The sequence below is a fragment of the Streptomyces noursei ATCC 11455 genome (assembly GCF_001704275.1).
Classification (GTDB): domain Bacteria; phylum Actinomycetota; class Actinomycetes; order Streptomycetales; family Streptomycetaceae; genus Streptomyces; species Streptomyces noursei.
Genome location: NZ_CP011533.1, coordinates 6659395 through 6679946 on the forward strand (window position 1 = coordinate 6659395; position 20552 = coordinate 6679946).

The window sequence follows — 20552 nt, forward strand, 5'->3', positions numbered from 1 at the left end:
AGGGTCCCGTGCGAAGACCCCGGGCGCGGTGGGTGGTCTTCGCACGGGAGTGTGGGGGCGGGCGGTGCCCGGTGTCGGCCGGGGCCGCCCGCGTCCGGGGGCCGGTGCGGGCACCGGCCCCACCGAGCGGCGCCCGCCGCGCGGCTTCAGAGGACGGGGCTCACAGCCCGTAGCGCTCCCGGGCCTCCTTGACCGACTCCGGCTTGACGTCGCCGCGCCGGGCGAGGGCCGCCAGCGCCTGGACGACCACCGACTGCGGGTCGACGCCGAAGTACCGGCGGGCCGCCTCGCGGGTGTCGGACAGGCCGAAGCCGTCCGTCCCTATGGACGTCCAGTCCTGCTCGACCCACGGGGCGATCTGGTCCGGGACCGCCCGCATCCAGTCGCTCACCGCGACGACCGGACCGGGGGCGCCGGCCAGCGCACGGGTGACGTAGGGGATCCGGTCCTCGCCCTCCAGACGGGCCGCGTCGCACTCCAGGGCGTCGCGGCGGAGCTCCGTCCAGGACGGGGCGGACCACACGTCCGCCGCCACGCCCCAGTCGGCGGCCAGCAACTGCTGCGCCTCCAGGGCCCAGTGGATCGCGGTGCCGGAGGCCAGCAGCTGGAGCCGCGGGACCTCGGCGCCCTCGATGGACGTGGCCTCCTTGAAGCGGTAGAGGCCCTTGAGGATGCCCTCCTCGACGCCCTCCGGCATCGCCGGCTGCACCTTGGTCTCGTTGTAGACCGTCAGGTAGTAGAAGACGTCCTCAGCGTCCGGACCGTACATCCGGCGCAGACCCTCCTTGACGATCACCGCGACCTCGTAGGCGAACGCCGGGTCGTACGAGAGCGCCGCCGGGTTGGTGGAGGCGATCAGGTGCGAGTGGCCGTCGGCGTGCTGGAGACCCTCACCGGTCATCGTCGTGCGGCCGGCGGTGGCGCCGATCACGAAGCCGCGGCCCAGCTGGTCGGCGAGCGCCCAGAACTGGTCGGCGGTGCGCTGCCAGCCGAACATCGAGTAGAAGATGTAGAAGGGGATCATCGGCTCGCCGTGCGTCGCGTACGACGTCGCGGCGGCGGTGAAGTCGGCCAGCGAACCGGCCTCGGTGATCCCCTCGTTGAGGATCTGGCCGTTCTTGGCCTCCTTGTACCAGAGCAGCTGGTCCCGGTCGACCGGGTCGTAGGTCGCGCCCTTGGGGGAGTAGAGGCCGGCGGTCGGGAAGAGCGACTCCATGCCGAAGGTGCGGGCCTCGTCCGGGACGATCGGGACCCAGCGCTTGCCGGTCTCCTTGTCCCGCATCAGGTCCTTGACCAGCCGGACGAACGCCATGGTGGTGGCGATCTCCTGGCTGCCCGAGCCCTTCTTCAGCGCGTCGAACGCCTTGTCCGCGGGGATCGGCAGCGGCTTGGCCGCGACCTTGCGGGCGGGGGCCGGGCCGTCCAGGGCGGCGCGCCGGGTGCGCAGGTACCGCATCTCCGGGGAGTCCTCGGCCGGGCGCCAGTACGGCACCAGGTCGCCCTCCAGGGCGCTGTCCGGGATGGGGAGTTCGAGCAGGTCCCGCATGGTGCGGAACTCCGCCATCGTCAGCTTCTTCATCTGGTGGTTGGCGTTGCGGGACTCGAAGCCCGTGCCCAGGGTGTAGCCCTTGACGGTCTGCGCCAGGATGACCGTCGGCGCGCCCTTGTGCTCGACGGCGGCCCGGTACGCGGCGTACACCTTGCGCGGCTCGTGGCCGGCGCGGGAAGTCTGGAACAGCTCCAGCAGCTTGGCGTCGGAGAGCCGCGCGCCGATCGCCTTGAGGGTGTCGCTCGCGCCGAAGAAGTGCTCGCGCAGGTAGGCGGCGTCGCGGGTGGCGTACGTCTGGAACTGCGCGTCCGGGGTCTCACGGAGGCGCTGGATCAGCGCGCCGTCGGTGTCGAGCGCGAAGATCTCGTCCCACGCCTGGCCCCACAGGGCCTTGACGACGTTCCAGCCGGCGGCGCGGAACTGGGCCTCCAGCTCCTGCACGATCTTGAAGTTGGGGCGGACCGGGCCGTCCAGGCGCTGCAGGTTGCAGTTGATGACGAAGGTCAGGTTGTCCAGGCCCTCGCGGCCGGCCAGCGCCAGTGCGGCGGTCGACTCCGGCTCGTCCATCTCGCCGTCGCCCAGGAAGGCCCAGACGTGCGAGTTGCTGGTGTCCTTGATGCCGCGGTGCTCCAGGTAGCGGTTGAAGCGCGCCTGGTAGATCGCCGAGAGCGGGCCGAGGCCCATGGAGACGGTGGGGAACTCCCACAGCCAGGGCAGCCGCCGCGGGTGCGGGTAGGAGGGCAGGCCCTCGCCGCCGGCCTCCTGGCGGAAGTGGTCGAGCTGCTCCTCGGTGAGCCGGCCTTCGAGGAAGGCGCGGGCGTAGATGCCGGGGGAGGCGTGGCCCTGGATGTAGAGCTGGTCGCCGGACCCGTCGCCCTCCTTGCCGCGGAAGAAGTGCTGGAAGCCGGTCTCGTACAGCCAGGCGGCCGAGGCGAAGGTGGCGATGTGGCCGCCCAGGCCGAGCTTGGAGCCGCGGGTCACCATGGCGGCGGCGTTCCAGCGGTTCCAGGCGGTGATCCGGGCCTCCATCGCCTCGTCACCCGGGAACGCGGGCTCGGCGGAGGTCGGGATGGTGTTGACGTAGTCCGTCTCCACCAGCGAGGGCAGGTCGGTGCCTTCGGTGTGCGCGGTGTGCTCCAGAGCACGGCGCATCAGGTACGCGGCGCGATGCGGGCCCGCTGCCTTGGTGACGGCGTCCAGCGACTCGCGCCATTCGGCCGTCTCCTCGGGGTCGCGGTCCGGGAGCTGGTCGAGCTGGCTGTACGGCAGGCGCACGGGATCGGGCATGGGTGGCCCCTTTCCGGACGGGTGGGAATGCGAGTTCGGCAGGCATTCGGCAGGCAGGGGTGTCGCGCCCCAGTCCTCGACGATAACGCTCTGATCGATGATCGATCAACGCCGGTCGGGGGAAAAACCGCAGGTCGGCACGGGGTGCCGCAATATGGGGCACCCCGTGCCAGCCCCGGAGCCCCCCTCCGTTACGCCTCGGAGCGCCCTCGGCACACCCCGGAATCAGGCGTTCCGAATGCACGGGAACGGCCGATTCCGCGTGGGTCGCCGGCGCACGGCGAAGCGGCCCCGCGGAACACTCCGCAGGACCGCTTCGCCGGATTCGTCCCCCGGTGCCTCAGACCCGTGGCGCGCAGCTCAGCACGTGCGCCTTGAGTAGCGCGCCGATCCGCGGGTCGCGCCGCCGGAACGCGTCCACCAGCTCCTGGTGGTCCTGCGCGTGCGAGCGCGGCTCCGGGCTGAACCAGCGGATCGACAGCGTCGTCCAGACCTCGACGCCCAGCCCCTCCCAGGTGTGCAGCAGTACGGCGTTCCCGGCCGCCCGCACGATCTCCCGGTGGAAGGCCACCGTGTGCCGCACCTGCGCCTCGCCGTCGCCCGCCGCGTCGGCGTCCCGCAGGGCTGCCACCTCGCGCTCCAGCGCCGCGGTGTCCTCCGCCAGCCGCCCGGCCGCCAGCTCGGCGGCGACCTGCTCCAGCCCGGCCCGCACCGGGTAGCTCTCCTTGAGATCGTCCGCGGTGAGGTTCCGCACCCGGACGCCCTTGTTCGGCGCCGACTCGATCAGCTGCAGCGACTCCAGCTCCCGCAGCGCCTCCCGGACGGGCGTCTGGCTGACCTCCAGCTCCACCGCGATCCGCCGCTCCACGATCCGCTCGCCCGGCTGCCAGCGCCCGCTGACGATCCCCTCGAGGATGTGCTCGCGGATCTGCTCGCGCAGCGAATGGACGACGGGCGGGGTCATGACGTGCTCCTTCAGAGCGGGTGGGGCCGCGAGGGGTGTGGTGCCGGGGCCATTATCGGGGACGCCGACGTACAAAAGGGCCGGCCCCGGCTCGTCGGAACGAGCCGGGGCCGGCCCCGGTGCACAACTCCCGCTTCTCCGACGGGAGTCGGGAGCAGGTGTGATCCTCGATCACACGGAGCGGGCGACCGCCTGGGTCAGAGACCGATCTCGGTCTCGTTGCGATCCTCGGTCACCCGGGTGACCGCTAGAGACCGATCTCGGTCTCGAACTCCGCGGCCTCCAGGATCTGCTTGACCGTGGTCAGGTAACGGGCCGCGTCGGCGCCGTCCACCAGACGGTGGTCGTAGGACAGGGCCAGGTAGGTCATGTCACGGATGGCGATGGTCTCGCCGAGGTCCGGGTGGTTGATGACCACCGGGCGCTTGACGGTGGCACCGATGCCGAGGATGCCGACCTGGTTCGGGGGCACGATCACGGTGTCGAACAGGGCGCCGCGCGAACCGGTGTTGCTGATGGTGAAGGTCGCGCCGGACAGCTCGTCCGGGGTGATCTTGTTGGCGCGGACCTTGCCGGCCAGCTCCGCGGTCTTCCGGGCGATGCCGGCGATGTTGAGGTCGCCCGCACCCTTGATGACCGGGGTCATCAGGCCCTTCTCCGCGTCCACCGCGATACCGACGTTCTCGGTGTCGAAGTAGGTGATGGTGCCCTCGTCCTCGTTGATCCGGGCGTTGACGACCGGGTGGGCCTTCAGCGCCTGGACAGCGGCCTTGACGAAGAACGGCATCGGGGAGAGCTTGACGCCCTCACGCTGCGCGAAGGAGTCCTTGGCCTTGTTGCGCATCCGCATGATCGCGGTGATGTCCACCTCGACCACGGAGGTCAGCTGCGCCTGGCCGTGCAGGGCCTTCATCATGTTGTCGCCGATGACCTTGCGCATCCGCGGCATCTTGACGGTCTGACCGCGCAGCGGCGAGACCTCCAGCGCCGGGGCCTTGGACGGCGCGGCGGCCGGCGCGGCCGGGGCCGGCACGGCGGCCTTGAGGGCCTCGGCGGCGGCGATGACGTCCTGCTTGCGGATCCGGCCACCGACACCGGAGCCCTTGACCGTGGCGAGGTTGACGCCGTTCTCGGCCGCGAGCTTGCGGACCAGCGGGGTGACGTAGGCGCCGTCCGCCTCACCGGCCGCCGGGGCGGGGGTGACAGGGGCGGGCGCGACCGGAGCCGGAGCCGGAGCCGGGGCCGGAGCAGGCGCGGGGGCCGGGGCAGCAGCGGCCGGAGCCGGAGCCGGGGTGGGCGCCGGGGCCGGGGCAGCAGCGGGCGCCGGAGCCGGAGCGGCTGCCGGGGCGGGGGCGGCGGCCGGAGCCGCACCCTTGACGCCGATCACCGCGAGCTTGGCGCCGACCTCGGCGGTCTCGTCCTCGCCCACCAGGATCTCCAGCAGGGTGCCGGAGGTCGGGGCGGGGATCTCGGTGTCGACCTTGTCGGTGGAGACCTCGAGCAGGGGCTCGTCCTCGGAGACCTCCTCGCCGACCTCCTTCAGCCAGCGGGTGACGGTGCCCTCGGTGACGCTCTCGCCGAGCGCCGGGAGGAGCACGTCCGTGCCCTCGGCAGCGCCCGCGGGGGCGGCGGCGGGGGCCTCGGCCACGGGGGCCGGAGCCGGCTCGGGCTGCGCGGCCGGGGCCGGGGCCTCGGCGGCGGCCGGCGCCGGCGCGGCGGCCGGAGCACCGGTGCCGTCGTCGATGATGGCCAGCTCGGCGCCGACCTCCACGGTCTCGTCCTCGGCCACCTTGATGGAGGCCAGAATGCCGGAGGCCGGGGCCGGGATCTCGGTGTCGACCTTGTCGGTCGACACCTCCAGCAGCGGCTCGTCGGCCTCGATGCGCTCGCCCTCGGCCTTCAGCCAGCGGGTGACGGTGCCCTCGGTGACGCTCTCGCCGAGCGCCGGCAGGGTTACGGAAACCGTCATGGTTTCAGTTGCTCCTATCGCAAGTACGGATGTGGTCGCGCCCGGGACTGGGGGTCAGTCGTGGGAGTGGAGGGGCTTGCCGGCGAGGGCCAGGTGGGCCTCGCCGAGCGCCTCGTTCTGCGTCGGGTGCGCGTGGATGAGCTGCGCAACCTCGGCCGGCAGGGCTTCCCAGTTGTAGACCAGCTGGGCCTCGCCGACCTGCTCGCCCATACGGTCACCGACCATGTGGACGCCGACCACGGCACCGTCCTTGACCTGGACGAGCTTGATCTCGCCCGCGGTCTTGAGGATCTTGCTCTTGCCGTTGCCCGCAAGGTTGTACTTCAGGGCCACGACCTTGTCCGCGCCGTACAGCTCCTTGGCCTTGGCCTCGGTGATGCCCACCGACGCGACCTCGGGGTGGCAGTACGTGACGCGCGGGACGCCGTCGTAGTCGATCGGGACGACCTTCTGGCCGGCCAGTCGCTCCGCCACCAGCATGCCCTCGGCGAAGCCGACGTGCGCGAGCTGGAGGGTCGGGACGAGGTCACCGACGGCCGAGATGGTCGGGACGTTGGTCTGCATGTACTCGTCGACCAGGACGTAGCCGCGGTCCATCGCGACGCCCTGCTCCTCGTAGCCCAGACCGGCGGAGACCGGGCCGCGGCCGATGGCGACCAGCAGCACCTCGGCCTCGAAGGTCTTGCCGTCGGCGAGGGTGACCCTGACGCCGTCGGCGGTGTACTCGGCCTTGTCGAAGAAGGTGCCGAGGTTGAACTTGATGCCCCGCTTGCGGAAGGCCCGCTCCAGCAGCTTGGAGCTGTTCTCGTCCTCGACCGGGACGAGGTGCTTGAGGCCCTCGATGACGGTGACGTCGGTGCCGAAGGACTTCCACGCCGAGGCGAACTCGACGCCGATCACGCCGCCGCCCAGGATGATCGCCGACTTCGGGACGCGGTCGAGGGTGAGCGCGTGGTCCGAGGAGATGATGCGGTTGCCGTCGATCTCCAGGCCCGGCAGGGACTTCGGCACGGAGCCGGTCGCCAGCAGGACGTGGCGGCCCTGGACGCGCTGGCCACCCACGTCGACGGAGGTCGGGGAGGAGAGGCGGCCCTCGCCCTCGATGTAGGTCACCTTGCGGGAGGCGACCAGACCCTGCAGGCCCTTGTAGAGGCCCGAGATCACGTCGTCCTTGTACTTGTGGACGGCGTTGATGTCGATGCCCTCGAAGGTGGCCTTGACACCGAACTGCTCGGCCTCACGGGCCTGGTCCGCGACCTCGCCGGCGTGCAGCAGAGCCTTGGTGGGAATGCAGCCGTTGTGCAGGCAGGTGCCGCCGAGCTTGTTCTTCTCGATCAGGGCGACGTCCAGGCCCAGCTGCGCCCCGCGCAGGGCAGCGGCGTAACCACCGCTACCGCCTCCGAGGATCACTAGGTCGAAAACGGTGCTGGCGTCGTTCGCCACGTCACGTCCTCCATGCATGGGTGCGCCGGAGCCGGTCGTCGATGACCGGATCGCGGCTGTTGTTCGGCCGCTTTAACTCGGCCCTGGGTAAGGGGGGCCCTGTCCTGCCGAGAACCCATCTTCGCACTTGTTCAACGAAGCCGGGACGCGGGGCCGGGCTCGGGACGGCCGATCTGCCGCTTCACCGGGGTTACTCGTGCGTACTTACGTGCGGATTTCGTCGAGGGCGAACATACCGTGGTCGGCGCACCGACGGCCCCGGGCGTACCCCGGGGCCGTGCGGGCGTGGCGGACCGGCGGGCCGGTCAGCCCAGGTCGCCCTCGGCGGTGCGCTCGGCCAGCCGCAGCAGAGTGCGGACCGAGGAGCCGGTGCCGCCCTTGGGGGTGTAGCCCCAGGGCGCGCCCTCGTGGAAGGCCGGGCCGGCGATGTCCAGGTGCGCCCAGGCGATGCCCTCGCCGACGAACTCCTTCAGGAAGAGGCCGGCGACCAGGCCGCCGCCCATCCGGTCGCCCATGTTGGCGATGTCGGCGACCGGGGAGTCCATGCCCTTGCGCAGCTCGGCGGGGAGCGGCATCGGCCAGGACTGCTCGCCGACCTCCTCGGCGATCTCGTGGATCGCGGTGCGGAAGGCGTCGTCGTTCGCCATGATCCCGAAGTGGCGGTGGCCCAGCGCCAGCACCATCGCCCCGGTGAGCGTCGCCACGTCCACGATCGCGTCCGGCGCCTCCTCCGAGGCCCGGGTCAGCGCGTCGGCCAGCACCAGGCGGCCCTCGGCGTCGGTGTTGAGCACCTCGACGGTCTTGCCGCTGTACATGGTCAGCACGTCGCCGGGGCGGGTGGCGGAGCCGGACGGCATGTTCTCGGCGAGCGCCAGCCAGCCGGTGACGTTCACCGGGAGGTCCAGCCGCGCGGCGGCCACGACCGCGGCGAACACCGCGGCGGCGCCGCTCATGTCGCACTTCATGGTCTCGTTGTGGCCGGCCGGCTTGAGCGAGATACCGCCCGAGTCGTAGGTGATGCCCTTGCCGACCAGCGCCAGCGTGCGCTCCGCGTCCGCGTGCGTGTGTGCGATCCGCACCAGCCGCGGCGGCGCCTCCGAGCCCTGGCCGACGCCCATCAGGCCGCCGTAGCCGCCCTTCTTGAGCGCCTTCTCGTCCAGCACCTCGAAGGTGAGGCCGAACTCCTTGGCGGCGGCCTGCGCTTCGGCGGCGAACTGCTTGGGGTCCAGGGCGTTGGAGGGCGTGTTGATCAGGTCGCGGGCGCGGTTGATCTCCGCGGCCAGCACCTGGGCGCGCTCCGCGGCGGCCTTGAACTCCTTGTCCCGCGGCTTGCCGCCGAGGACCGTGGCCTCGCCCAGCGGCGCCGACTTGGCGTCGCCCTTGCGGCCCTTGGCGCCCTTGCCGTTCCCGCCGTTGCTGCGGAACGCGGTGAAGCTGTACGCGCCCAGCAGCGCGCCCTCGCCGACCGCGGCGGCCGCCCCGGCGTGCTCGACCGGCAGCGCGAAGGCCGCCTTCTTGGCGCCGGCCAGCGTCCGGGCGGCGCTGCCCGCCGCGCGGCGCAGTGCCTCGTGGTCGTAGGAGTCGCCCTTGGCCGGGGCGTCGCCCAGGCCGACCGCCAGCACGACCGGCGCCTTGATGCCGTCGGCGGCGGGCAGCTTGGTCACCTCGCCCTCGACACCACTCGCGCCGAGGGTCTCCAGCACGGCGGCGAGCTTGCCGCCGAACGCGTCGTCCACGGCCTCGGCGCCGGGGGCGACCACGACGCCCTTGGCGCCCTTGGCCACGCCGACGACGACGGCATCCGCGCGCACCGTTGCGGCGGAAGAAGTACTGAGGCTCAGTGCAGTCACGGTGATGAAGGTCCTGTTCGTCCGGGGAATCCGTTTCGCGCGTCAGCGCTGCTGCGGCCGAGCCTACGCTCGGTGGCGCCGGCTGGCCCGGCCGGTTACGGCACCGGGACCTGACGGGACGTCTCCCGCCGCCCGACGGATGCGCCAACTCGCCGTGAACGCAAGGGGGGTGACGGTGGTGCGCGGGCTTTCAGCCGAGTGTGAGCAGCACCAGCGCGGTGAGTCCGGCGCACTCCGCGAGGGCGCCGAAGACATCGCCGGTCACCCCGCCGAACCGCCGTCGGCAGTGCCGCAGCAGCACTTCCCCGCCCGCCAGCCCGAGCAGCGCCGCCACCGCCGCGTGCAGCGCGCCGTACGGGCCGCCGGCCGCCGCGCCGAACGCCGCGCAGCCGGCCGCCACCAGCGCCGCGCAGCCCACCGCGGCCGGCACCGGAACCGCCCCGGCGACCGCGGCCCCCAACCCCTCCGGGCGGGCCGCCGGCACCCCCGCCCGGGAGGCCAGGGTCAGCGCGCCGCGGGCGGTGACCGCCGCCACCACCGCCCCGGCCGCGCCGCTCGCCCAGCCCGCCGCGTACAGACCGAAGAGCGCGGCCACTTGGGCGAGCAGCGCGAACAGCAGGGTGATCACGCCGAACGGCCCGATGTCGGACCGCTTCATGATGCGCAGCGCCTCCTCGGCGGGCTTGCCGCTGCCCAGGCCGTCGGCGGTGTCCGCGAGCCCGTCCAGGTGCAGGCCGCGGGTGAGCACCGCCGGCACCACGGCGCTGCCGATCGCGGCCAGCAACGGCCCGCCGCCGAGCACCAGCAGCACCCCGCCCAGCGCCGCCGCGCACAGGCCGACCACCAGTCCGGCCACGGGTGCGCACAGCATTCCGCCGCGGGCCGCGGCCCGGTCCCAGCGGGTCAACCGCACCGGCAGCACGGTCAGCGTGCCGAACGCGAAGCGGAGCCCGTCGGCGAGGGAGGCGGGGGAGGGCGGCACGGGGGCGGTGTCGTTCACCGCGGCAGGGTACCCGGGGCCGGCGGCGCGGCGGACCGGCCCCGGGCCGTTCACCAGGGGCGGTCCCGGCCGCGGGCGTACTGGGCGTAGTGGACGTCGGACGGCTTCAACGGCCGCCACCGGTCCCACGCCACGCACAGCGCCAGCACCACCAGCACCGCCGCGACGTGTTCCTTGCCCGCCAGGTTGGTCTTGATGAACGCCACCTCGACGAACATCGAGACGACCACCACGACGCAGGTGAGGCGGGCCCGGTAGCGCCAGCAGACGACGACCGCCAGGCCGACCACCGCCGCCGACGGACCGGTGTCGACCACGAACTTGTCGGAGTCCGGCAGCCCGATCGGGCTGTCCGGGCCGAGCCACAGGCCGATCCGGGCGTACATCGTGCCGGCGAGCGTGGCCGCGTAGGCGACCGTCAGCGTCTGCCAGCGGCCGAGGCAGATCTCGGCGATCCCGAAGACCACCAGGATCTGCACCAGCGCGCCCCACACCGGCAGGTCCAGCGCCGGGACGAACAGCGACAGCGGGGTCCGCAGCAGCGCCACCCACAGGTGCTCGTACGCCTGCACCGAGCCGATGTTCTGGACGGCCCGGTAGCCCCAGGACTGGTTCTGGACGAAGTGGAAGGCCAGCGTCAGGCCGACCGCGGTCAGGGTCAGCGGGACCGCCCGCAGCCGGCGGGCCACCAGCGTCGGCCACACCGTCCTCAGGAGCGGGCCCCACTCGGCCCGCACGGCGCGCCGCAGGACGGACAGCTCCCGCCGGCCCGCGCCGGGCTCGCTCATCTCCCGTGCTCCAAATGCTTGCGGTTCAGCCACTTCGGCAGGCCGGGCGCTTCGAGGAAGCCCTCGGCGCGGGCCGCGGCGATACCGATCCGCAGCACGTCGGTGCTCTTCTCGAAGAGCATGTACCGGGGCTCCCAGACGGGCCGGTATTTCGCGTTGGCGCGATAGAGCGATTCGATTTGCCACCACCGGGAGAAGAAGCCGAGCAAGGAGCGCCACACACGCAGCACCGGGCCCGCGCCGAGCCGCGACCCCCGTTCGAAGACGGAACGGAACATCGCAAAGTTGAGCGAGAGCTGAGTGATCTCCACCTCGTCCGCCCGCTGGATCAGCTCCAGCACCATGAATTCCATGAGCCCGTTGTCGGACTCCCGGTCCCGCCGCATCAGATCCAGCGACAGTCCCTTCCGCCCCCACGGCACGAAGCTCAGCAGCGCCCGCAACCGGCCCTCGGCGTCGGTGCATTCGAGCATCACGCAGCGCCCGTCCGCCGGATCGCCGAGCCGGCCCAGCGCCATCGAGAAGCCCCGCTCGGTGTCCCCGTCGCGCCAGTCGTCGGCCAGGCGTACCAACCGCGCCATCTCCTCGGCGGGGATGTCCTCGTGCCGCCGGATGCGGACCGTGTAGCCGGCCCGCTGGATCCGGTGGTACGCCTGCCGCACGGTGCGCATGGCCCGGCCGCTCAGGGTGAACTCCGCGGTCTCCACGATCGCCTCGTCGCCCAGCTCCAGCGCGTCCAGCCCGTGCCGGGCGTAGATGGTGCCGCCCTCCTCGCTCGCGCCCATCACCGCCGGCGCCCAGCCGTGCTCCCGGGCCTCGGCCAGCCAGCGCTCGATCGCCCCCGGCCACGCCTCCGGGTCGCCCAGCGGGTCGGCGGAGGCCAGCGACACCCCGCCGACCACCCGGTACGTCACCGCCGCCTTCCCGCTGGGCGAGAACACCGCGCTCTTGTCGCGGCGCAGCGCGAAGTACCCCAGCGAGTCCCGGTCGCCGTGCCGCGTGAGCAGCCCGCGCAGCTTCTCCTCGTCGTCCGCGGAGATCGGGTCGACGGTGCGCACGGACCGGAACGCCGCCCACAACACGGCCACCAGCAGCGCCGCGCTCAGCACGTTGATGGTGCCGTTGACCCAGTTCGGCGTGGAGATCCCGGGGAAGCCGCGGTCGTCGGCGGCCAGCGACACCAACCGCAGCAGGCCGTACCGCCAGCGCTCGGCGAACGTCGAGGCGCCCGGGGAGGCCAGGTTGGTGACCGACACCAGCAGCGCCGCCAGCAGCGAGGCGACCAGCAGCCCGCCGGCCGCGGTCAGCGCCGCCAGCTTCGGGTTGGCCCGGTCGCCCTTGGCGTAGAACTCCCGCCGGCCGACCAGCAGGGACGCCGTGAACAGCAGCGTCAGCGCCAGCGACACCCAGTTCTGCGGATGCGTCCGGAACTCCGGGGCGAGCCCCATCACCACGGCCACCAGCAGCAGGAAGAGACCGGACAGCACCACGTTCAGGATCCACGCCGCCCGCTTCCGGCGGCGCAGCGTCACCGCCAGGAACAGCGAGAAGGCGCCCGACGCGAAGCCCGCGGTGAGCAGGTACGGGGTGAAGAAGTCCGCGGCGTTGTGGCGCCGGATGTCGTTGCCGAACGACACCCACACCGCCCCGAGGACGTTGATGAAGGTGACGACGCGCAGGTACCAGATGCCGAACGCGGCACCGCGCCGCGCCCACCGGCCGAGGGGGTGGTCTTCCTCCGGACTCAAAGCGATGTCTCCCGATAAATCGTGCAAAACGCGATCTTACGGGGGCCGTCGCCGACCGGCGCGGTGCGGTCGCGGTGGGCGCCGCGCGGGTGCGCCCGGTGGGTGTCAGTCGCCTACCGGGAGCTCCGCGGCCAGTGCGGCCGCCGCCCGTACCAACGGCAGGGCGAGCAGCGCCCCGGTCCCCTCGCCCGCTGTGACGCCGTGATCGAGCAGAGGGTTGAGTGCGATCCGGTCCAGCGCCTTGGCCTGCGCCGGCTCGCCGCTGGCCTGCCCGGCCACCCACCAGTCCGGCGCCCGGAACGCCACCCGCTGCGCCACCAGCGCGCAGGCCGCGGAGACCACGCCGTCCAGGATCACCGGGGTGCGGCGGACCGCGCTCTGCAGCAGGAAGCCGGTGGCCGCGGTCAGATCGGCGCCGCCGACGGTCGCCAGCAGCTGCAGCTGGTCGCCCAGCACCGGTCGGGCCCGGCGCAGCGCGTCCCGGATCGCCGCGCACTTGCGCATCCAGGCCAGGTCGTCGATGGGCCGGCCGCCCCGCCCGGTGACGACCGAGGCGTCCGTCCCGCACAGCGCGGCGATCAGGGTGCCGGCGGCGGTGGTGCCGCCCACGCTCAGATCGCCCAGCACGACCAGGTCGGTGCCGGCGTCCGCCTCCTCGTCCGCGATCGCCATCCCGGCCCGGAACGCCGCCTCGGCCTCCTCGGCGGTCAGCGCGTCCTCGACGTCGATCCGCCCCGAGCCGCGGCGCACCCGGTGCCGAGTGACCTCCTCCGGCAGCTCCGCCGGATCGCAGTCCACCGCCATGTCCACCACCCGCACCGGCACGCCGGCGGTGCGCGCCAGCACCGCCGCCGGGCTCGCCCCGTCCAGGACGGCCCGCACCAGGTCCTTGGTGCCACCGGCCGGCCGGGCCGAGACGCCCAGCCGCGCGACGCCGTGGTCGCCGGCGAACAGCAGCGCCCGGGGCCGCTCGACGGGCCGCACCGGCACCTGCTGCTGGACGGCGGCCAGCCACTCGCCCAGCTCGTCCAGCCGCCCCAGGGCGCCGGGCGGCAGGGCCGTCCGGGCCCGCCGTTCCTCGGCGGTGCGGCGCACATCGGCGTCGGGGCGCTCGATCAGTTGGGCGAAGTCATCGAGGTTCAGGGCGCTCATTGGGCGCAGATTACCGGCAACGGCCGGCCGACGGGGCGTCCGTGGGGCGTCCGCGGCGGCCGGCCTCGGCGGCACCGGTGCGGGCCGGGGACGGTGGCGGCGCGTCAGGTGGCGCCACCGCCGGTGAACCGCACCTCGCACACCACCGTCCCCGGCAGCCACCGCCGCCACCGGCCGGGCGACCCGCGGCCCGCCGCCAGGGGGAGGACGCGCACCGCGGCGACGGCCGGGTGGCGGCGGGCCGACCGGGCCACCGCCGCCGTCCACCGGGGCAGCGCGTCCAGCACCAGCGCCCCGCCGGGGAACCGCGCCGCGCACACCGCGAGCAGGTCCGCCACCGCGCCCGCCGACAGCCCCGCGGGCGTCCGGGGCACCGCCACCACCACCCCGCCCTCCGGCGCGCCCACCACGTCCGGCCAGTCGGCGCCCGATCCCGCGCAGCCGACGGTGCGCCGCCGGGGGCCGTCGGGCAGCAGCAACCGGCGGGCCGCCGCGTCCTGCGGCGGCAGCACCGACAGCCAGGTCAACCGCCCGTTGTCCAGCCGCCGGAAGCCGGTCCCCAGGCCCTCGCCGAGGACGACCACGGTGGCGTCCGGGCGGCGCTCCAGATAGCCGCGGACCGCCGCCTCGGCGGCGTCGCTCAGCTCGCCGCCCCGGCCCGGCCCGACCGGACCGGGGCGCCCGGGGGCGGCAGGCCGGAGGGGGGAACGCCGGCGGCGGGCGCGGTACCCGTGATGTCGGGAAAGTTCGGTCACCGCCCCAGCGCACCCGCCGCCGGCCCCCCGGGCAAGCGGACACGGGCCGGACCGGGCCGCTGTCAGCCGCGCAGCGCAAGCGCCTGGCCCGCGACCACCACCAGCAGCTGCTCGCACTCCGCGCCGAACGCGGCGTTCAGCCGCCCGAGTTCGTCCCGGAACCGGCGGCCCGCCGGGGTCGCCGGGACCACCCCCGAACCGACCTCGTTGCTCACCGCCACCACCCGCCGGCGGGTCTCCCGCACGGCCGCCACCAGCGCCTCGCAGCGCTCCCGCAGCGCCCGCCGCCCGCCCGCCTCCCAGGCCGAGTCGTCCCACGCCCCGGCCTCGTCCATGGCGTCCGTCAGCCACAGCGCCAGGCAGTCGACGAGCAGCGGCGGCGCGGTCGCCGGCTCCGCCAGCAGCGGCAGCAGGTCACAGGTCTCGACGGTCCGCCAGCCGGCCGGGCGCCGCTCCCGGTGCAGCGCCACCCGCTGCGCCCAGTCCTCGTCCCCGTCCCGGGTGCCGCTGGTGGCCACGTACACCACCTCGGGGAAGGCCAGCAGCCGGCGTTCGGCCTCCACCGACTTCCCGCTGCGCGCCCCGCCCAGCACCAGCGTCCGGCGCGGCAGGTCGGGCACCGCGTGGTACTCGCCGACCACGAGGGAGGTGCCGTCCGGCACCGTGCGGGCGCCCAGCGCCGCCAGCCGGCGGTGGAGTTCGGGCCCGGGCGGCACGGTGTGGTCCAGGTGCACCGCGACCACGTCGGTCGCCGCGTCCACCGCGCCGCTCGCCCGCAGCCGGGCCAGCGCCTCCGGCCGCGCCAGCACGTCCAGCAGCACCAGGTCGTACGGCCCCGGGCCGCCCGCCGCCGCGGGCCCGCCGTTGCCGGGGTCGGCCTCGCCCCATCCGGCCGGCGCCGCGCCCGGCGGCAGGTACAGCAGCCGCTCGCCGTCGCCGCCGGTGACCTCGTAGCCGGTGCCGGGGACGTCCACCGCGACGGCCCGCACCCGGTGCCCGCCCAGCAGCGCCAGCTCCCGGCCGTCGGCGACCCGGCCCGGCTGCGGCAGCCCCGCCGGCACCTCCAGCGCCGGCCCGTCGTGCGGGTGGGAGAGCAGCACCTGGCGCACCCCGGCGAGCGAGCGGCCCGCACGGGCGGCGGCGAACGCCGGGCCCGGAGTCAGATCGAGCAGCAGCGCGCCGTCGACGAGCAGGGCGGTCGCCGCCCGTGCCTCGTCGCCGACGGCGGTCGCACAGGCGGCACACGGGCAGTCGGGGCGCGGCAGCCCCTGCGGGGCCGCGGTGCCGAGGAGAGTGAGGTCCACCCGGGTAAGTCTCTAGTGTCCGGCGCGCACGAGCGCGCGGGGCGCCCACCGGCGCCGCCGTTGGGCTTGCGCGGCGCACCGGGCGCCCCTCGGCGCCGCCGTCGGACCCGCGTGGCGCACCGGCGTCGCCGTCGGGCCGGCGAGAGCGCCGCAACGCCCCTCGACACGGCCGATAGGCTTTCCGATCAAGCGGGGAAGCACGATCCGCAGGCACGGCGTGGCGCGCGGTGCCCGGCGTGTGCGGTGGGATCGGCGGACCCGGCGGACCCGGTGGGACTCCAGGAGGCGCACATGGCGTGGACGTGGCGGTTCGAGAAGGCGGACGGTTCGGAGGCGGTGCCCACCGTGGAACCGGAGGAGTTCACGACCCAGGGGGACGCCGAGTCCTGGATCGGGGAGCAGTGGCGCGACCTCCGCGACGGCGGCATCGACCAGGTCAGGCTGTTCGAGGACAGCACGGAGATCTACCCCGGGCCGATGAGCCTGCACGCCGACGAGGAGTGAGGCGCGGTGGGGGCCGGCGGCGCCGGCCCCCACCGTCCCGAGCCTTCTGGGCTCAGGGGCGCTGGCCGCGCTTGACCTGCGGCTTGGGCAGCCGCAGCCGGCGCATCTGGAGCGTGCGCATCACGGCGTAGGCGCGGGCGCCCTTGAGGTTCTCCTTGGGGAAGCGCTGCTGGAGCAGCTTGCCCAGCCGGAACCAGATCATGATCGAGTCGAGCACGATCAGGACGATGATCACGAGCCACAGCAGCAGCGCGATGCTCTGGATCTGCGGCACCCGGATCATGGTCAGCACCAGGATCACCACGGCGACCGGCAGGAAGAACTCCGCCACGCACCACCGGGCGTCGACGTAGTCCCGGGCGAAACGACGCACCGGGCCCTTGTCGCGGACCGGCAGATAGCGCTCGTCGCCGTTGGCCAGGGCCTCGCGCTGGCGGGCCATGTCGGCACGCCGCGCCTCCCGCTGCGCCTTCACGGCGTCCTTGCGGTTGGTCGGCGTCTGAGCGCGCGTGCGGCGCTGCGACTGGGCGTCGCTGCGCTTGGGCGTCGGACGGCCCTTGGGGGCCTGCGGGTCGCGGGGCTGCTGGGGCTGGGACGCGGTCACCTTGGCGGTCGCGGCCTGCTCATCCTTCGAACGGCTTCGGAACACAACACCCAAGAGTACGTCCTCACCGCGAATGAGCCACGGGGCGACGGGGAACGATCCGGCAACGGCACCGGCCGTCCCGTGGGGGCAGAAGCGGACAGACCGGGCGGTGCGGCGGCCTCCGGGGGGCGCCCTACTCCCTGGGCTGGAGAAGCCGGACGGTCTGATCGTCCTGGAGGAGGAGCGCATCCGGGCCCGAACAGTGCGGTAATGGAACCAGGGCCCGTACTGTGGGGTCTGTAGATGTGCTGGAGCCTAAGCCCGATGTGAGTCGGTCAGAAGGGGGCGCGCGAGGCCCATGAGCGATGGTGTCATGAAGCGGATGGGGATGATCTTCCGCGCGAAGGCCAACAAGGCCCTTGACCGGGCCGAAGACCCGCGCGAGACCCTCGACTACTCGTACCAGAAGCAGCTCGAACTGCTGCAGAAGGTACGCCGCGGCGTCGCCGACGTGGCGACCTCCCGCAAGCGCCTGGAGCTGCAGCTCAACCAGCTCCAGGGCCAGTCCGCGAAGCTGGAGGACCAGGGCCGCAAGGCGCTGGCGCTCGGCCGCGAGGACCTGGCCCGCGAGGCGCTGACCCGGCGCAGCGCGCTGCAGCAGCAGGTCACCGACCTGGAGACGCAGCACCAGACCCTCCAGGGCGAGGAGGAGAAGCTGACGCTCGCCGCGCAGCGGCTCCAGGCCAAGGTCGACGCCTTCCGCACCAAGAAGGAGACGATCAAGGCCACGTACACCGCCGCCCAGGCGCAGACCCGGATCGGCGAGGCGTTCTCCGGCATCTCCGAGGAGATGGGCGATGTCGGCCTGGCGATCCAGCGGGCCGAGGACCGCACCGCGCAGCTCCAGGCCCGGGCCGGTGCCATCGACGAGCTGATGGCCTCCGGCGCGCTGGACGACCCGACCGGCATGGCCAAGGACGACATCACCGCCGAGCTGGACCGGCTCTCCGGCGGCAGCGACGTCGAGCTGGAGCTGCAGCGGATGAAGGCCGAGCTGGCGGGCGGGCCGTCCGCCCAGCAGCAGGCCATCGAGGGCGGCCCGGGTGGCGCCGCCCAGCAGGCCCCGCAGCAGCAGCACCCGCGTCTCGACAAGCAGTGACCGACGGCGGCGGTCCGCCCCGTGCGGAGCGGTCCGCCGTCGCCACCGCGACCCCGCCCGACCGCAACAAGGGAGACCGTCGTGATCGTACGGATCATGGGGGAGGGGCAGGTGAAGCTGGATGACGCCCACTTCATCGAGCTCAACAAGCTGGACGACGAACTGCTCGCCGAGATGGAGAGCGGTGACGAGGCCGGATTCCGGCGCACCCTGGGGGCCCTGCTGGACTCCGTCCGTCGTCTGGGCACCCCGTTGCCGGACGACGCCCTGGAGCCCTCCGAGCTGATCCTGCCCGCGCCGGACGCGAGTCTGGCGGAGGTCCGGGAGATGCTCAGCGACGACGGCCTGATCCCGGGCTGACCAGCAGATACACCGCACACCCAGCGCACTACGCACGGCGCCCCGGCCCCCCTGGTGGGACCGGGGCGCTACCGTTGCCTGCTGTGACAGCCCTTCCGTCGCCCGCCACCGCCCAGGACGCGAGCCGCGTCGCCCGGCTCCGCCAGTGGCACCGGACGCATCAGCTCGCGTTCGACACGGCGGTGGCGGCGGCGGTGTTCGTGGCGATCCTGTGCGGCGCGGTGGCCGGGCCGCACGGCCCGCACGGCGCGCACCTGCCCCGCTTCGGCGTCCGCGAGCTCTCGCCCGTCACCGTGGTGCTGGCCGTCCTCGCCTGCGGCGCGCTGGTGCTGCGCCGGCGGCTGCCCCGCACGGTGCTGGCCGCCACCGGCGCGCTGACGATCGTCGAGCTGGTCGCCCAGTCCAACGCCCCGCGCGCCCCGGTCGCCGCAGCGGCGGTGATCGCCCTGTTCACCGTTGCCTCCCGCACCGATCGGCCCACCACCTGGCGCATCGGCGTGCTCACCTGCCTCGTGCTGACCGCCGCCGCGATGTTCTTCGGGGACCGCTCCTGGTACGCCCAGGAGAACCTCGCGATCTTCGCCTGGACCGGGATGGCCGCGGCGGCCGGCGACGCGGTCCGCAGCCGCCGGGCCTACGTGGACGCCATCCGCGAGCGCGCCGAGCGCGCCGAGCGCACCCGCGAGGAGGAGGCCCGCCGCCGGGTCGCCGAGGAGCGGCTGCGCATCGCCCGCGAGCTGCACGACGTGGTCGCGCACCACATCGCCCTGGTCAACGTCCAGGCCGGGGTCGCCTCGCACGTCATGGACAACCGGCCCGACCAGGCCAAACAGGCGCTGGCGCACGTCCGGGAGGCGTCCCGGTCGGCGCTGGAGGAGCTGCGCGCCACGGTCGGCCTGCTGCGCCAGCCCGACGACCCGACGGCCCCCACCGAGCCCGCGCCCGGCCTCGGCGTCCTGGACCAGCTGATCGACGGGTTCGTCCGGGCCGGCCTGCCGGTCGCCCTGGACCTGCCGCCCGCGCCGCAGCCCGCCCTGCCCGCCTCGGTGGACCTGACCGCCTACCGGGTGGTCCAGGAGGCGCTGACCAACGTCCGCAAGCACGCCGGCGACGGTGCCCGCGCCACCGTGCGGATCATCCGGACCGACGGTGCGCTGACCGTGACCGTCCAGGACGACGGCCGCGGCGCTGGAGCGGACGCCGCGGTGGCCGCGGACGGGCCGGGGGAGGGGGCCGTGGCGGGGTCCGTCGGCGGCCATGGTCTGATCGGGATGCGCGAACGGGTCCAGGCGCTGCGCGGCACGGTCGTCACCGGCCCCCGGGCGGCCGGCGGCTTCCAGGTGCGGGTCACCCTGCCGCTGGGCGGCGCGCGTACCGGTGAGACGACATGAGCGCGAGGGCGATGGGGACATGACCATCAAGGTGCTGCTGGCCGACGACCAGACGCTGTTGCGCAGCGCGTTCCGCATCCTGGTCGACTCGGAGCCGGACATGCGGGTGGTGGGCGAGGCGTCCGACGGGGCGCAGGCGTACGCCCTGGCCCGCGAGGAGCGCCCCGACGTTGTCCTGATGGACATCCGGATGCCCGGCACCGACGGTCTGGCCGCCACCCGTCTGATCAGCCAGGACCCGGAGCTGACCGGCGTCAGGGTGGTCATCCTGACCACCTTCGAGGTCGACGACTACGTCGTGCAGTCGCTGCGGGCCGGCGCCAGCGGCTTCCTGGGCAAGGGCGCCGAGCCGGACGAGCTGCTGCACGCGATCCGGATCGCGGCCGGCGGCGAGGCGCTGCTCTCGCCCGCCGCCACCAAGGGCCTGATCGCCAAGTTCCTCGCGCAGGGCGAGGGCGCGGCGGGCGAGGGGCCCGGTGGCGCGAACGCCGAGCGGCTGGCCACGCTCACCGGCCGGGAGCGCGAGGTGCTGGTGCTGGTGGCCGGCGGACTGTCCAACGACGAGATCGCCGAGCAACTGGACGTCAGCCCGCTCACCGTCAAGACGCACGTCAACCGCGCGATGGCCAAGCTCGGCGCCCGCGACCGGGCCCAACTGGTGGTCATCGCCTACGAGTCGGGACTGGTGCGCCCGCGGGCGCACTGATCGGAGCAGGCGCCCGTACGCCCAGGGGTGCAGGGCG

General features: G+C 73.8%; 17 protein-coding genes. 5 read left to right on the forward strand and 12 right to left on the reverse strand.

Annotated elements, in window-relative coordinates:
* Positions 1–160 precede the first annotated feature (160 nt).
* From aceE to SNOUR_RS28285, 11 genes are all read right to left on the reverse strand, one after another.
* The gene (gene aceE / locus SNOUR_RS28235; RefSeq protein ID WP_067352426.1) at positions 161–2836 is read right to left on the reverse strand and encodes a pyruvate dehydrogenase (acetyl-transferring), homodimeric type; all 2676 of its coding nucleotides are present in this window, start codon (positions 2834–2836) and stop codon (positions 161–163) included.
* A 340-nt stretch (positions 2837–3176) separates the two neighbouring features.
* A complete protein-coding gene (locus SNOUR_RS28240) occupies positions 3177–3800 on the reverse strand; it encodes a GntR family transcriptional regulator (RefSeq protein ID WP_067352429.1) in 624 nt (207 codons plus the stop codon).
* Between the two features lie 247 nt (positions 3801–4047).
* Positions 4048–5769: a 2-oxoglutarate dehydrogenase, E2 component, dihydrolipoamide succinyltransferase gene (gene sucB, locus SNOUR_RS28245; protein WP_067352431.1), complete on the reverse strand. Its 1722-nt coding sequence runs from the start codon at positions 5767–5769 to the stop codon at positions 4048–4050.
* Positions 5770–5823: 54 nt separating this feature from the next.
* A complete protein-coding gene (gene lpdA / locus SNOUR_RS28250) occupies positions 5824–7212 on the reverse strand; it encodes a dihydrolipoyl dehydrogenase (protein ID WP_067352433.1) in 1389 nt (462 codons plus the stop codon).
* A gap of 305 nt (positions 7213–7517) precedes the next feature.
* Positions 7518–9062, reverse strand: a complete 1545-nt coding sequence (locus tag SNOUR_RS28255; RefSeq protein ID WP_067352435.1) for a leucyl aminopeptidase — start codon at positions 9060–9062, stop codon at positions 7518–7520.
* 190 nt (positions 9063–9252) lie between these two features.
* Positions 9253–10062: an adenosylcobinamide-GDP ribazoletransferase gene (locus SNOUR_RS28260; protein WP_067358890.1), complete on the reverse strand. Its 810-nt coding sequence runs from the start codon at positions 10060–10062 to the stop codon at positions 9253–9255.
* Between the two features lie 50 nt (positions 10063–10112).
* Positions 10113–10850: a hypothetical protein gene (locus tag SNOUR_RS47510; RefSeq protein ID WP_067352438.1), complete on the reverse strand. Its 738-nt coding sequence runs from the start codon at positions 10848–10850 to the stop codon at positions 10113–10115.
* Positions 10847–12598: a phosphatidylglycerol lysyltransferase domain-containing protein gene (locus SNOUR_RS28270; protein WP_067352441.1), complete on the reverse strand. Its 1752-nt coding sequence runs from the start codon at positions 12596–12598 to the stop codon at positions 10847–10849. Before SNOUR_RS28270 ends, SNOUR_RS47510 begins: the two co-directional genes overlap by 4 nt.
* Before the next feature lie 105 nt (positions 12599–12703).
* A complete protein-coding gene (gene cobT, locus SNOUR_RS28275; protein ID WP_067352443.1) occupies positions 12704–13750 on the reverse strand; it encodes a nicotinate-nucleotide--dimethylbenzimidazole phosphoribosyltransferase in 1047 nt (348 codons plus the stop codon).
* A gap of 104 nt (positions 13751–13854) precedes the next feature.
* On the reverse strand, positions 13855–14505 hold the full coding sequence (locus SNOUR_RS28280) for a methyltransferase (protein ID WP_099055733.1): 651 nt from the start codon (positions 14503–14505) through the stop codon (positions 13855–13857).
* A 62-nt stretch (positions 14506–14567) separates the two neighbouring features.
* Positions 14568–15809, reverse strand: a complete 1242-nt coding sequence (locus SNOUR_RS28285) for a bifunctional adenosylcobinamide kinase/adenosylcobinamide-phosphate guanylyltransferase (protein ID WP_067352446.1) — start codon at positions 15807–15809, stop codon at positions 14568–14570.
* A gap of 291 nt (positions 15810–16100) precedes the next feature.
* Between SNOUR_RS28285 and SNOUR_RS28290 the strand changes: the two genes are divergently transcribed.
* Complete coding sequence (locus tag SNOUR_RS28290; RefSeq protein WP_039637234.1) at positions 16101–16313, forward strand: hypothetical protein; 213 nt, start codon at positions 16101–16103, stop codon at positions 16311–16313.
* Between the two features lie 52 nt (positions 16314–16365).
* Here the strand turns inward: SNOUR_RS28290 and SNOUR_RS28295 are convergent, their stop codons facing one another.
* Positions 16366–16962 (reverse strand): DUF3043 domain-containing protein, encoded by a 597-nt coding sequence (locus SNOUR_RS28295; RefSeq protein ID WP_067352448.1) that lies wholly within the window; start codon positions 16960–16962, stop codon positions 16366–16368.
* 295 nt (positions 16963–17257) lie between these two features.
* Between SNOUR_RS28295 and SNOUR_RS28300 the strand changes: the two genes are divergently transcribed.
* From SNOUR_RS28300 to SNOUR_RS28315, 4 genes are all read left to right on the forward strand, one after another.
* The gene (locus SNOUR_RS28300; RefSeq protein ID WP_078875933.1) at positions 17258–18058 is read left to right on the forward strand and encodes a PspA/IM30 family protein; all 801 of its coding nucleotides are present in this window, start codon (positions 17258–17260) and stop codon (positions 18056–18058) included.
* 81 nt (positions 18059–18139) lie between these two features.
* Positions 18140–18418: a PspA-associated protein PspAA gene (gene pspAA, locus SNOUR_RS28305; RefSeq protein WP_039637240.1), complete on the forward strand. Its 279-nt coding sequence runs from the start codon at positions 18140–18142 to the stop codon at positions 18416–18418.
* A gap of 83 nt (positions 18419–18501) precedes the next feature.
* Positions 18502–19809, forward strand: coding sequence for a sensor histidine kinase (locus SNOUR_RS28310; protein ID WP_067352451.1), 1308 nt, complete (start codon positions 18502–18504; stop codon positions 19807–19809).
* 19 nt (positions 19810–19828) lie between these two features.
* Complete coding sequence (locus SNOUR_RS28315; RefSeq protein ID WP_067352453.1) at positions 19829–20515, forward strand: response regulator; 687 nt, start codon at positions 19829–19831, stop codon at positions 20513–20515.
* Positions 20516–20552: the final 37 nt, after the last annotated feature.

Bases quoted from the DNA above. Each gene is read 5' to 3' on its own strand.
- SNOUR_RS28290 (WP_039637234.1), top strand. From the start codon at position 16,101: ATGGCGTGGACGTGGCGGTTCGAGAAGGCGGACGGTTCGGAGGCGGTG.
- SNOUR_RS28240 (WP_067352429.1), bottom strand. From the start codon at position 3,800: ATGACCCCGCCCGTCGTCCATTCGCTGCGCGAGCAGATCCGCGAGCAC.
- sucB (WP_067352431.1), bottom strand. From the start codon at position 5,769: ATGACGGTTTCCGTAACCCTGCCGGCGCTCGGCGAGAGCGTCACCGAG.
- SNOUR_RS28315 (WP_067352453.1), top strand. From the start codon at position 19,829: ATGACCATCAAGGTGCTGCTGGCCGACGACCAGACGCTGTTGCGCAGC.
- aceE (WP_067352426.1), bottom strand. From the start codon at position 2,836: ATGCCCGATCCCGTGCGCCTGCCGTACAGCCAGCTCGACCAGCTCCCG.
- cobT (WP_067352443.1), bottom strand. From the start codon at position 13,750: ATGAGCGCCCTGAACCTCGATGACTTCGCCCAACTGATCGAGCGCCCC.
- SNOUR_RS28300 (WP_078875933.1), top strand. From the start codon at position 17,258: ATGAGCGATGGTGTCATGAAGCGGATGGGGATGATCTTCCGCGCGAAG.
- SNOUR_RS47510 (WP_067352438.1), bottom strand. From the start codon at position 10,850: ATGAGCGAGCCCGGCGCGGGCCGGCGGGAGCTGTCCGTCCTGCGGCGC.